Source organism: Streptomyces sp. NPDC001606, from assembly GCF_053596835.1.
In genome coordinates, this window is sequence record NZ_JBSFHC010000014.1 from 135,637 (window position 1) to 148,312 (window position 12,676).

Genomic DNA, 12,676 nt, shown 5'->3' on the forward strand with positions numbered 1-12,676 from the left:
GGCCGTCCCCGGCTCCGCGGGAACCACCGTTGCTTGGCTGCATGCCCAAGTGTGGACAGATCCGGAGGAGTTCCGACTATTCTTCCCCGGCTCTTCACCCCATCAGGTGATTCACCGGGTGGGCGGCCGCACCAGTCCCTTCGCATACGCGTAACGCACCGCCTGGGCACGGTCCTTGAGACCCGTCTTGGTGAAGAGGTTGTTGATGTGTGTCTTCACGGTCGCGGTCGAGACATGGAGCCTGCGGGCGATCTCCTGGTTGGAGAGGCCCTCGGCGATCAGCGTCAGCACCTCGGTCTCCCGCGCGGTCAGTCCGTCGGGCGCGTCGGCGGTCGCCGGGGCGGGCTCGGGTCCGGGCTGTGACAGCCGCTCCAGCAACCGGGCTTGCACGCTCGGCGACAGCCCCGCTTCCCCCGACAGCACGCTCTGCACGGCCCGCACGATCTCGTCGCCGCCCGCGTCCTTGGTCAGATATCCCCGCGCTCCCGCGCGCAGCGCCGGGAACAACGACTCGTCGTCCGCGTAGGTGGTGAGCACCACGACCTGGGTTCCCGGGTACTGGGCCCGGATCCTCCGGGTGGCCTCCACACCGTCGCAGCGCGGCATCCGCAGGTCCATCAGGACGACGTCCGGACCGAGTTCCCCGACCAGCCGCACCGCCTCCTCACCGTCCCCCGCGGCACCGACGACCTCGACCCCGGGCAGCAGCCCGAGCAGCATGACGATGCCCTCCCGGACCACCGTCTGGTCGTCCACGACCACCACGCGGGCCGGCTTCCTCTCCCCCTCCTGCTCCGTCATACGGGCACCTTCAGCGTCACCACGAACCCCTCCTCGTCCGGCCCGGCGTCCAGCGAGCCGCCCAGCAGTTCCGCGCGCTCGCGCATCCCCAGCAGACCGTACCCACCGCCGGCTGCGGTGAGTTCGCCCGGCCGGCCGCCCGAGTCCCGGACGTTCAGCCTCACTTCGTGCTCGCCGTAGTCGAGGCGGACCTCCACCTTGGCGCCGTGGGCGTGCTTGCGGACGTTGGTCAGCGCTTCCTGCGCGACCCGGCGCACCGCCTGGGACGCCTCGGCCGTCAGCGCTCTGCGCTCACCCGTGACGGTGACCTCCGCGCCGTCGGTGCCGCTGACCAGCTCGCTCAGGAAGTCCTCGAGCGGAGTCAGCTCGCCGCGCAGCGCGGACAGCGCCTGCCGGGTCTCGGCGAGGCCGTCGCGAGCCATGCCCCGGGCCGCCACCACCCGCTCCAGGATCTGTTCTCGATCCGCGCCCCGCTCGATCAGCAGCCGGGCCGCCTCCAGGTGCACGAGCTGCGCCGAGAGGCTGTGCGCCAGCACGTCGTGGATCTCCCGGGCGATCCGGGCCCGCTCCGCCAGCGCCGCCGACTCCGCCTCGGCCGCCCGGGCGGCCCGCTCCTGGGCGAGCAGCCGCTGTGCGTTGCCGCGGGCTTCGGCGTCCAGCCGGAGGACGTAGCCGGCCAGTCCGAGGCCGACCATGGTGGCGGCGGTGGTCAGCCACGCGTCGTTGTTCACCGTGGCGTACGCCTGGAAGGAGATCCAGGTCACCGGCAGCGCGGCGGCCATCGGGAGTCGCTCCAGCGACACGACACCGCAGCCGCACCAGATGACCAGCGCCGGGACCCGGAAGCCGGCGACCTGGGCGACGACCGCCATCGCCACCAGGAGCAGAGCCAGGGCCACCGACGGCAGAAGCCGGTGCTCGAGGGTGGTGCGGAAGAACGCCACGGCGGCGGCAGCGGCCGCGATGACCACCGCGACGGCCGCCACAGTGCCCCAGCCGTGGACCTGGCCGCTGGTGAAGGCGCTCCAGAGCAGCAGGCCCAGTGCGATGCCGCGTGTACCCCAGCCGAGCACCCTCCGGGGCCTGCTGATGCCGGCGTGGCCGAGCGCCTCGCGCGACGGCCAGCGGGTCCAGACGTTCCCCGTCACACGCGCTCCTTCCCGGCCGACCGCACACCGTCACCGTACGCCGGGACAGGGCGGGCCGCCGGGCCCAGGGACTGCGCCCGCCAGGCCAGGACCGCCCCGCGGACCAGCAGGGTGGCGGCGAAGCCGAGCATCAGGACCGAGCTGTCCTGGTGCAGACCGAGCGCGGTGCCGAGGGCGAAGAGACCGATGCGCAGGGCGATTCCCACGCCCCACACGGCGGCGCTCGCCGTGGAGCTCTTGGCCCATACGACGCCGTCCGGCGCCGTCCAGACACGGCTGGTCCAGCCCCAGCCGGCGCCGATGGCCACGCCGAGGAGCAGCTCCACGACGAGCAGTGCGCCGGATTCGATCCGATGGTGGGGGTCGAGGATGCCGGAGTGGCTCAGCGAGAGCGCGGCGAGGACGACGGGCACTATCCACCAGCGCCGGTCGGTGTCGATCGCGCGGGCACGGAACTGCCGCGCGATCACCAGGGCGACCACGGCCACGATCACCAATGCGTTGGCGAGCCCGGACATCAGATCCTCCGTGAGCGAGAAGGGCGGTGCCGGAAGCGAGCGCCGCCGACCCTTCGAAGCTACGGAAATGCGCTGGTCGGCAGATCGGCGCACGGGTGGATCACGGGTGGATTCCCACAGCGCGGTGTCTCCACCCCCGGGTGGAGAAATCCGGGCGGCGGGCGCCGGACCATCCCAGCGGACGCGGGGGAAAGCAGACGTCGGCGAGCCGGGGCGCAGCCGAATCCTCGATCAGCTGCGCCCGGTCGGCTCGCGGTCGTCGTCCCGGTCGGGCCCGTCAAGCGGAGCCCGGTCGGCTCCGCCCGCGGCTACGCGTCGATGCGGGACCGGTCCAGCGTCGCCGCGGAGCTGGAGATGAACTCCTTGCGCGGCGCCACATCGTTGCCCATGAGCAGGTCGAAGACCTGTTCGGCGGCTTCCAGGTCGGAGAGGTTGATGCGGCGCAGGGTGCGGTGACGCGGGTCCATCGTGGTCTCGGCCAGCTGGTCGGCGTCCATCTCGCCCAGACCCTTGTAGCGCTGGATGGAGTCCTTGTACCGGATGCCCTTGCTCTGGAACTCCATGAGCTTGTCGCGCAGCTCCCGGTCCGAGTACGTGTAGACGTACTTGTCCTGGCCCTTCTTCGGCTGGACGATCTCGATGCGGTGCAGCGGGGGCACCGCGGCGAAGACCCGGCCGGCCTCGACCATGGGCCGCATGTAGCGCTGGAACAGCGTGAGCAGCAGGCACCGGATGTGGGAGCCGTCCACATCGGCGTCGGTCATCATGATGATCTTGCCGTAGCGCGCCTGGTCGATGTCGAAGGTACGGCCGGAGCCTGCCCCTATGACCTGGATGATCGCGCCGCACTCGGCGTTCTTCAGCATGTCCGTCACCGACGACCGCTGGACATTGAGGATCTTGCCGCGGATCGGCAGCAGGGCCTGGAACTCCGAGTTGCGGGCCAGCTTGGCGGTACCCAGCGCGGAGTCGCCCTCGACGATGAACAGCTCGCTGCGGTCGACGTCGTCGCTGCGGCAGTCGGCGAGCTTGGCCGGCAGGGACGAGGACTCCAGGGCGGTCTTGCGTCGCTGGGCGTCCTTGTGCTGGCGGGCGGCGACACGGGTGCGGGCGGCGGCGACCACCTTCTCCATGACGACCCGGGACTGGGCGGCGGCGTCCCGCTTGGTGGCGGTCAGGAACGCCTTCAGCTCCCTGGACACCACGTTGTTCACGATGCGGCGGGCCGCGGAGGTGCCGAGGACCTCCTTGGTCTGCCCCTCGAACTGGGGCTCGGCCAGACGCACGGTGACGACCGCGGTCAGACCCTCCAGGGCGTCGTCCTTGACGATGTTGTCCTCGGCCACGCGCAGCAGCTTCTTGGCGCGCAGCACGTCGTTCAGCGTCTGGGTGAGGGCCTGCTCGAAACCGGCCACGTGGGTGCCGCCCTTGGGGGTGGCGATGATGTTCACGAAGGACCGGACGGTGGTGTCGTACCCCGTGCCCCAGCGCATCGCGACGTCGACACCCAGCTCGCGGGTGACCTCGGTGGGGGTCATCTGGCCGTGCTCGTCCAGGACCGGGACGGTCTCCTTGAAGGTGCCCTGGCCCGAGAAGCGGAGGACGTCGCAGATCGGCTTGTCGGCCGCGAGGTACTCACAGAACTCGCTGATGCCGCCGTCGAAGCGGAAGGATTCCTCGCCCTTGCTGCCACCCTCGCCGAGGCCGAACTCGTCACGGACGACGATGGTCAGGCCGGGCACGAGGAACGCGGTCTGCCGGGCACGCTGGTGCAGGTTCTCCAGGGAGAGCTTGGCGTCCCTGAGGAAGATCTGCCGGTCGGCCCAGTACCGCACCCGCGTGCCGGTGCGGGTCTTGGGGATCTTCTTGGCCTTGCGCAGTCCGCTCTTGGCCTCGAACTTCGCATCGGCGCCGTCCGCCGCGAAGGCGCCCGGCACACCGCGCCGGAAGCTGATCGCGTGCGTGTGGCCACCGCGGTCCACCTCGACGTCGAGCCGGGCGGACAGGGCGTTGACCACGGAGGCGCCGACGCCGTGCAGACCGCCGGAGGCGGCGTAGGAACCGCCGCCGAACTTGCCGCCCGCGTGGAGCTTGGTCATGACGACCTCCACGCCGGACAGCCCGGTCTTCGGCTCCACGTCCACGGGGATACCGCGGCCGTTGTCCCGCACCTCCACGGAGCCGTCGTCGTGGAGGATCACCTCGATGTGGTCGCAGTACCCGCCGAGGGCCTCGTCCACGGAGTTGTCGATGATCTCCCACAGGCAGTGCATCAGCCCGCGGCTGTCGGTCGATCCGATGTACATACCCGGGCGCTTGCGCACGGCCTCGAGGCCCTCGAGGACGAGCAGGTGCCGCGCGGTGTAGTTGGAACCGTCCCGGTCTGCTCCTGCCAGCAGCGCTGTGGACGGGACGGACGTCTCGGCGGTCACGCGGTTCGCTCCTCGCTGAATTTCAGGTGGGCCCCTTCTGGGTAAGGGGGTGGCTTCGGTTGCCGCTCAGAGGGTACCGAGGCCTGGTAGAGCCGGTGTAACGCCACCCTCGTCGAGAACTCAGACTAGTCCAGCCTCGCATGCATGTTCGATCCCTCGTTGGAGTGAAGTACATATCACGTTCCCTGGGAGGCATGAACCAATTAGGCTCCGGGCACGTCCTCATGAACAACCGGCAACCCCGCCGGGAGGACCGAGACCAAGACCGCGCGAAACCGTACGCACACAAGAGACGCACTACGGCACATTCGCCGCCAACCGGCAGCAGACAGTCGACCCGGAAAGATTTTTTCGAGAAAGAGCCCCGAGCGGGAACGTTTTCGGGCTGGTTGGATGTTGACCCTGGTACGACAGCTCGTCGAGCTAGAGAAGAGGCGACGTGACTACTGTTCTGACCCCCGCGAGCCCGCTGACGGCCGCTGATCGATGCGACCGCTGCGGCGCCCAGGCATACCTGCGCGTCGTCTTGCTCAGCGGCGGAGAGCTGCTCTTCTGCGCCCACCACGGTCGCAAGTTCGAGCCGGAACTCAAGAAGATCGCCGCTGAGATACAGGACGAGACGGAGCGGCTGACGGCCGTGCCGAACACCGCTTCCGAAGAAGAGCGCTGAATCTCGCATATACGACGAGCCAGCCCCGGCCCAGGCCGGTGAACGGGCGGCCGCTCCCCTCTGGGAGCGGCCGCCCGTGCTCGTGTCTCCGGGATCGCCCTCAGCGGCCCTCAGGAGCGCGTGCGGGGGCCGCTGCGGGCTCCTGAGGCTGGTTCCAAGGCTCGTGCGACCTCGGAGACGCGCGTGTAGACGCCGGGACTGCCCGGTTGCCCGCAGCCGCTCCCCCACGACACGAGCCCGATCAGCCGCCCTCCGGCCACCAGTGGGCCGCCGCTGTCGCCCTGACAGGCGTCCGGGCCCCCGGCGGGCTCTCCGGCGCAGAGCATGGTGCCGGCGCGGTAGGTGCCCTGCGGGCCGCCCGGGTAGGCGCGCGCGCAGAGATCGTCGGCGAGCACGCGCACCCGTGCGGCGTGGAGATGGCTCGCGTAGGCGCCCGTACCGGTCGTGTCGCCCCAGCCGGAGACCAGTGCCTCCGTGCCCGGCGTGTAGGCGGGATCGCCGGCTCCGGCCATGGCGACCACCGCGCTCTGCGGCAGCGGCTCGGCAAGCGTCAGCAGGGCGAAGTCGCCGGAGCTGGCCTCGGCGTCGTACCCCGGGTTGACCTGGACGTTTTGGACGGCGATCTCCTGGCCCTCGCTCGACAGCAGATCCGTGCGGCCCGCGATGACCTTGAGATCGCGCGCGCGGTGCGGCGGCTCCCCGAGGACGTCGTCGGCGAGGCAGTGGGCAGCGGTCAGCACCGTCGTAGGGGCGATCGGCACACCGCCGCAGAACTGACCCGCCCGCGTACCGCCGAACCGGTCACGGCTGGACAGCGCGACGGTCCACGGGGCCTGGGAGACCTCTATCGGGAACCCCCCGACCACGACGCCGTGGGCGGCCACAGGGGCCGCGCCGACCAGGGGTATGACGGTCAGGGCGGCCGCCAGGGCCACCGGCCGGATCAGTGCGCGGGCAACGGAACGGCGCATGCATGCTCCTCACTCCGTGGTTCCGATGGAACACCCAGAGTCAGTCACGGCGGCTCCGTGCGCAGCACGAAGGCCCGGCTCCCGCGTGGGGAACCGGGCCTTCGTCGTCGTACGGCCGCGACCTAGTCGAGGTAGTCGCGCAGCACCTGGGAACGCGAGGGGTGGCGCAGCTTCGACATGGTCTTGGACTCGATCTGGCGGATGCGCTCACGCGTCACGCCGTACACCTTGCCGATCTCGTCGAGGGTCTTCGGCTGACCGTCGGTGAGACCGAAACGCATGGAGACGACGCCGGCCTCGCGCTCGGACAGGGTGTCCAGAACCGAGTGCAGCTGCTCCTGGAGGAGCGTGAAGCTGACGGCGTCGGCGGGCACGACGGCCTCGGAGTCCTCGATGAGGTCACCGAACTCGCTGTCGCCGTCCTCGCCGAGCGGGGTGTGCAGCGAAATGGGCTCGCGGCCGTACTTCTGGACCTCGATGACCTTCTCCGGGGTCATGTCGAGCTCCTTGGCCAGCTCCTCCGGGGTGGGCTCGCGGCCCAGGTCCTGGAGCATCTGACGCTGCACGCGCGCGAGCTTGTTGATGACCTCGACCATGTGCACCGGGATACGGATGGTGCGGGCCTGGTCGGCCATGGCGCGGGTGATCGCCTGACGGATCCACCAGGTGGCGTACGTGGAGAACTTGTAGCCCTTGGTGTAGTCGAACTTCTCGACCGCGCGGATCAGACCGAGGTTGCCCTCCTGGATGAGGTCCAGGAAGAGCATGCCGCGGCCGGTGTAGCGCTTGGCCAGGGAGACCACCAGACGGAGGTTGGCCTCCAGGAGGTGGTTCTTGGCGCGGCGGCCGTCCTCGGCGATGATCTCCAGCTCGCGCTTCAGCTTCGGGGCGAGCTTGTCGGCGTTGGCCAGCTTGTCCTCGGCGAACAGACCCGCCTCGATGCGCTTGGCCAGCTCGACCTCCTGCTCGGCGTTGAGCAGGGGGACCTTACCGATCTGCTTCAGGTAGTCCTTGACCGGGTCGGCGGTGGCGCCGGCGGCGGCGACCTGCTGGGCGGGCGCGTCGTCCTCGTCCTCGTCGGACAGCACGAAGCCCGCGCTCTCGGCGCCCTCGGGCTCGTCGCCGACCTTGGTGTCCTCGAGGACCTCTTCCTCGAGAAGCTCGACGTCGTCCTTCTTGGCGCTGGTCTTCTTGGCGGCCGTCTTCTTGGCGACGGTCTTCTTGGCGACCGCCTTCTTGGCGGTCGTCTTCTTTGCGGCGGCCTTCTTGGCGGGTGCGGCTTCCTCGGCGGAATCGGCTGCGGACGCGGCGACGGGCGTCGCGGCGGCGGCCGTGGGGGCGGTGGCCTTGCGGGTGGTCACCGTCTTCGCCGCGACCGTCTTGGTGGCGGTGCGCTTCGCCGGGCTCTTCGCTGCGACGCTCTTTCGGGTGCGCTTGGGCTCTGCTGCACTGACCATCAGCGTCACACCCTCTTCCTCAAGAATCTGGTTGAGGTGGCGCAGTACGTTCTTCCACTGAGTGGCCGGAATCTGGTCAGCTTCGAAGGCCCGACGGACATCGTCGCCGGCGATCTGCCCCTCAGCCTTTCCCCGCTCAATGAGCGCCATGACAGAGACGGACTCGGCGATCTCCGGCGGGAGCGTACGGGATGTGCTGGCCGACACGAACAACCTCTCGGAACGTTGGAAAACGGCTTCCGGCACCGTCCACTGCGGACGGGAGCCGACCACCGGCCTGGGGATGGGCCGACGGGGCGGGCGGGTACCGGGGAAGATGCACAGCGCCTGGCATGGCGTCCGTATTCCCTCCGCGGCTGTCACCTCTTAGGTCATCGCGCTGCCCCCACGAGCGTTACGCCCAATCTGCGTGGCCCGAGTCACACCCCGTAAGCGGTCAAAAGTGGTCGTACATGCACAGATGAGATCACGCAGGGTGTAGCCGCTGATCGCGCCCGCCGGCGCGGCGGCCCGTCATGGCGCCGGACCCCACCGGATTCCAGGGATCCGGGGGGTCCGGCGACGGCCGACGCTCGGCCGGCGCCGCCATGAGACCCATCGAGGACACCGCACACCGGCGACCGCACCGCCCCGCGCGTCGCGGATCAGTGCTCGCGAGGGGCGGGAACCACGCGCTCCACCTCGGGGTGCACCGTGAGCAGCTGACGCATGGCCGCCTCCGCCGCAGCGCCGTCCCCGGTGCCGAGCGCGTCGACGATCCGTGCGTGCTGCGCGAGGGACGCCTCGTTCGGCCGGTCACAGCCCGTGACGGGGCCGCCCGAGACCTGGAGGGCGGCCGAGACGATGCCGGAGAGGTGCTCCAGCATGCGGTTGCCCGCGATCTGGATGAGCAGTGCGTGGAACTCGGTGTCGGCGCGCGAATACGTCAGCGCGTCCCCCTGCGCCATGGCGTGGCTCATGATCTCGACCATGTCGCAGAGCCGCTGCTGCACCTCCTCGCGCCCGTGCCCGGCGGCGAGGCGGGCGGCGAGCGGCTCGATGGTCCAGCGCAGCTCGCTCAGCTCGCGGCGCTGGTCGTCGCGCTGCGGCCCGAAGGCCCGCCACTCGATGATGTCCGGATCGAGGAGGTTCCAGTCACTGACCGGGCGCACCCGTGTGCCGACGTTCGGCCGGGCGCTGACCAGGCCCTTGGCCTCCAGGACACGGAGGGACTCGCGGACGACGGTGCGGGAGACCTCGAAGCGCTGGCCGATCTCCTCGGGCACCAGCGGGCGGTCCGCGCCCAGATCGCCGGAGACGATCATCTGTCCGAGCTGCTGGACGAGTTGGCCGTGCAGGCCGCGGCCGCGGCTGCCCGCGGCCCGCCTGCCGACCCGGCCCAGCTCGGGGTCGCCTCCGTCCCAGGCGGGCATTCCGACACGGTCGGCCACCGGGGCCTCCGCGTAGGGATAGCGGTCGAGTTCGCCCGGGCCGGCCAGGCCGGAATCTGCGGAGCGGGCGGCGGTCATCATGGTGTGCGCAAGGGTACTCACGGATCCTTTGTCGGCGCTGCCTCCAACTCCCTTGAGGTCTTTGGTGAAAAGCACACGAAAGGGTGATCGCTCACCCCGTCGCAATTGACGCCTTATCGGAAAGAAATTGGCTTTCTTCGAGGGATTTGTGCACACAGTGGAACCGAACGAGGACGGACGGTCATCATCGAAACCTGGTGCTCAGCGTCGTGCACAGATACGCGCACAGCAGCGCGGTCAGCGACAACGCCAGTGCGCCGCCCACGGGTTGCGCGAGGATCCGCACGGCCCCGAGGAGGTACCGCTCCCCGCCGAACGGCCACTGCAACAGGAACACCTCGCGCATCCGCGCCGGGAAACCGGCGGCCATCCGCACGGCCGGATCCCGCAACACCTGGTGCACCAACGGCACGACGACGACGGGCACGGCGAGGACCGCGGCCAGACCGGCCGTGGTGGACCGGAACACACCGGCCGCCAGCACGCCGGCCCAGGCGCAGCCGATGACCAGGCAGAACCAGCCGGCGGTCAGCGAGAGCCAGTCTCCGGGAACCTGCGTCAGCTCCCGTCCGTAGACGATGTAGAGCGCTTCGGCGTCGCAGCCCAGGGTGAGAAAGGCCAGCAGGGCGGCGGTGACGCCGGAGACGAGGAGTTTCGCGGCCAGCAGCCCCAGCCGACGGGGCACGGTGCCGCGGTCCGCCGCCAGCGCGGGGTGGCGGAACTCGTCCCCGAAGGCCAGCGCCCCGAGCAGCCCCGCGCCGAGCGCCGCGGGCGCCAGCGGCAGCTCCCTCGGCCATGCCGCGAACAGCCGCTCCTGCGGGGTGTGCCCGAGCCTGGCCAGGAGTACGGCGGTGAGCGCGGACACCACCAGCACGGCACCGCAGGTGAGGAAGCCGGTGCCGATACCGGCGGCGCGCCGGATCTCGTAGCGCAGGGGCCGGAGCGGACTGGGGGCGGGGCGGACGGAGATGGGGGGTGGAAGGGTGGAGAGCGCGTCGAGGGGGCGGACCACGCCGGGCTGGGCTCCGCCACGGGTCGCGGCCTGCCGGGGGCCGGATGTCCCGGCCCCCGGCAGAGGGGTACGGGTGGAGGGAATGGCCTTGCCGCCGGTCTGCGGCCTCGGACCCGCCGACGCGCGATCATGGCCGGGCTGCGATGGCGTGGCCGCGGGAGTGCGGTCACCTCCGGACTGCGCCCCCGCCCCGGCGGCGGTCGGACCGGCTTGCGGCTCCGATTCCGCCTGGCCACGCCGACCCTCGGTCTGCGCTTCCGGGCCCGACCCAGCACGGTTGCCGCCGGTCTGCGCTTCCACACCAGAGGCGGAGCGGTTGCCTCCGGACTGCGGCTCCGGATCCAGGGCGGCGCACCCGACCTGCACAAGCGCTTCCGGCACCGCGGCGGCGCTCTCCCCGCCGGTCCGCGGCTGCGGACCCTCGGTTGTCGGCCCGGCAGCGCCCGGCGACCGTGAGGGGAAGGAAGGGTGCCTGCCGCCGGCCTCCGGTGCCTGCGCCATGGACCCCGGGCTGCCACCGGCCTCCGGTTCCTGCCCCGCCGCGGCGGTACGGCTGTCGCCCTGCGGCCCGGGTGCCGTGGGACGGATGAGGTGTGCGGTGGCGGTCGCGGCGGCGGCCGGGGCGGTACCGGCCCCGGCGAGCGCCTCCGCGGACACCGTCGGTACCCCGTCCGCGCCCACCCTGCCCTCGCTGCTCGCTACGGCCGTGGCCCAGGCCGCGCTGTCCGGCTCGGCTTCCCGGCCGAGGGCTCCGGCGAGCCCTGCCCGCTCCTCGCCATCGCCCGATGCACGCTCCCCCGACCGAGCAGCGGACGCGGTTCGCCCCGCCTCGGCCGAGGAGCGACCGGCCACGGTCCGGTCCTGCTGGTGTGACGCGGCGACGGCCGGGTCCGCCGCCGAGAAGCCGAACACGATCTGTCCCCGCTCCGCCGGCGGGCGGACCGCCGGGGTCTGCTCCCGCTCCTCCACGGTTGCAGCGGGCGGCGCATCCCCCTGCTCCGCGGGGCCGGACTCCGCCGCGCCCGCCCGCCCGACCGCCGCCGGAGCACCGGGCTCCGGCACGCCCGGCACGGCCTGCTCCCGCTCGCCGGCCCGTCGCGTCCGGTCCTGCTCCTGCTCCGCGCCGCCCTCGGCGATCGCGACCGCCGCTGCCCCTGCCCCCGCACCTGGGCCCATGTCACCGACCTCATCGGCGAGTTGGTGGACAAGGATGCCGTGGCGGAATGCCATCTCGCCGACGTCGGCGGTCGTACTGCCATACACCGACAGGCGGTTACCGCCCTCGTGCACGACCTCCACGGACCGGCGGGAGGTCCGGGCCTCCTTGGTGAGCAGCGCGGCGAGGCGGGTGGCGTGCGGGCTGCGCACGGCCACGCGCGGGCGCAGCCGGGTGCGGGCGAACTCCCTGGCGTCCTGGTCGGCGACGAGCCGGCCCCCGTCGAGGGTGACGACCCGGTCGGTCGTGCGCGCGGCCTCCTTGGGGTCGGCCGTGGTGAGGAGGACGGTGCCGCCCTGGTCGGCATGGGCCCGCAACATGCTGTGCAGCCACTGGGCCTCGCGGGCCGAGAGGCCGTCGGACGGCTCATCCAGGACGAGTGTGTGCGGGTCGGGCAACAGGGCGCCGGCCAGACCGAGCCTGCGGTCCATACCGCGGGACAGGGAGCCGAGGCGTTCCTCGCGCAGGCTGACGAGACCGACCACTTCGAGGACCTCGTCGGCTCGTCGCGCGGGCACTCCGGACGCGGCGCACAGCATGCGCAGATGGCCGCGGACCGAGCGGGCCGGATGCCCGGGCACATCGCCGAGCAGCACGCCGACTTCCCGCGACGGGTGGGCGATCCGGTGCAGGGGCCGGCCTCTGAAGTAGGTGATGCCGCGGCCGGGTTGGAGTTCGAGCATCAGTCTGAGCACCGTCGACTTGCCGGAGCCGGAGGCTCCGAGGAGCGCGGTGACCTGTCCGGCGCGCGCTTCGAAGGAGACGTCGTCGACGACGGGCGGGTGCGCCTTGCGGGTGGCGCTGGTCAGTCCGAAGGCCTGGATCACCCGAAGCAAGATAGCGCGCTATGCCTGATTTTCCTGGTATGAGGCGATCTCTTGACGGGTGCCGTGTGACCTGGCCGCTTCATGTCCACCGTTCGACGCAACCGGCGACCGGC

Annotated in this window: 9 protein-coding genes; 1 reads left to right on the forward strand and 8 read right to left on the reverse strand. The window is 71.2% G+C overall.

What is annotated here, in order from left to right; translation table 11 throughout:
• Positions 1–111 precede the first annotated feature (111 nt).
• From ACWCV9_RS24700 to ACWCV9_RS24715, 4 genes are all read right to left on the reverse strand, one after another.
• The gene (locus ACWCV9_RS24700) at positions 112–801 is read right to left on the reverse strand and encodes a response regulator (protein ID WP_450789598.1); all 690 of its coding nucleotides are present in this window, start codon (positions 799–801) and stop codon (positions 112–114) included.
• Positions 798–1,949: a sensor histidine kinase gene (locus ACWCV9_RS24705; protein ID WP_450789599.1), complete on the reverse strand. Its 1,152-nt coding sequence runs from the start codon at positions 1,947–1,949 to the stop codon at positions 798–800. The genes ACWCV9_RS24700 and ACWCV9_RS24705 overlap by 4 nt, the downstream gene beginning before the upstream one ends.
• The gene (locus ACWCV9_RS24710) at positions 1,946–2,467 is read right to left on the reverse strand and encodes a DUF1453 domain-containing protein (protein ID WP_450789601.1); all 522 of its coding nucleotides are present in this window, start codon (positions 2,465–2,467) and stop codon (positions 1,946–1,948) included. Before ACWCV9_RS24710 ends, ACWCV9_RS24705 begins: the two co-directional genes overlap by 4 nt.
• Before the next feature lie 308 nt (positions 2,468–2,775).
• On the reverse strand, positions 2,776–4,899 hold the full coding sequence (locus tag ACWCV9_RS24715) for a DNA gyrase/topoisomerase IV subunit B (protein WP_450789603.1): 2,124 nt from the start codon (positions 4,897–4,899) through the stop codon (positions 2,776–2,778).
• 439 nt (positions 4,900–5,338) lie between these two features.
• On the opposite strand from ACWCV9_RS24715, the gene ACWCV9_RS24720 reads away from it, so the two are divergent.
• The gene (locus ACWCV9_RS24720) at positions 5,339–5,569 is read left to right on the forward strand and encodes a DUF7455 domain-containing protein (RefSeq protein ID WP_171114502.1); all 231 of its coding nucleotides are present in this window, start codon (positions 5,339–5,341) and stop codon (positions 5,567–5,569) included.
• Positions 5,570–5,679: 110 nt separating this feature from the next.
• Here the strand turns inward: ACWCV9_RS24720 and ACWCV9_RS24725 are convergent, their stop codons facing one another.
• The 4 genes from ACWCV9_RS24725 to ACWCV9_RS24740 form a co-directional block, all read right to left on the reverse strand.
• Positions 5,680–6,540: a serine protease gene (locus ACWCV9_RS24725; protein ID WP_450789605.1), complete on the reverse strand. Its 861-nt coding sequence runs from the start codon at positions 6,538–6,540 to the stop codon at positions 5,680–5,682.
• Between the two features lie 122 nt (positions 6,541–6,662).
• A complete protein-coding gene (locus ACWCV9_RS24730) occupies positions 6,663–8,204 on the reverse strand; it encodes an RNA polymerase sigma factor (RefSeq protein WP_450789607.1) in 1,542 nt (513 codons plus the stop codon).
• A gap of 437 nt (positions 8,205–8,641) precedes the next feature.
• Positions 8,642–9,529 carry a FadR/GntR family transcriptional regulator gene (locus ACWCV9_RS24735; RefSeq protein WP_450789609.1) on the reverse strand — a complete coding sequence of 296 codons (888 nt, stop codon included), beginning with the start codon at positions 9,527–9,529 and terminating at the stop codon, positions 8,642–8,644.
• A 163-nt stretch (positions 9,530–9,692) separates the two neighbouring features.
• On the reverse strand, positions 9,693–12,563 hold the full coding sequence (locus ACWCV9_RS24740) for an ATP-binding cassette domain-containing protein (RefSeq protein WP_450789611.1): 2,871 nt from the start codon (positions 12,561–12,563) through the stop codon (positions 9,693–9,695).
• Between the last annotated feature and the right edge of the window lie 113 nt (positions 12,564–12,676).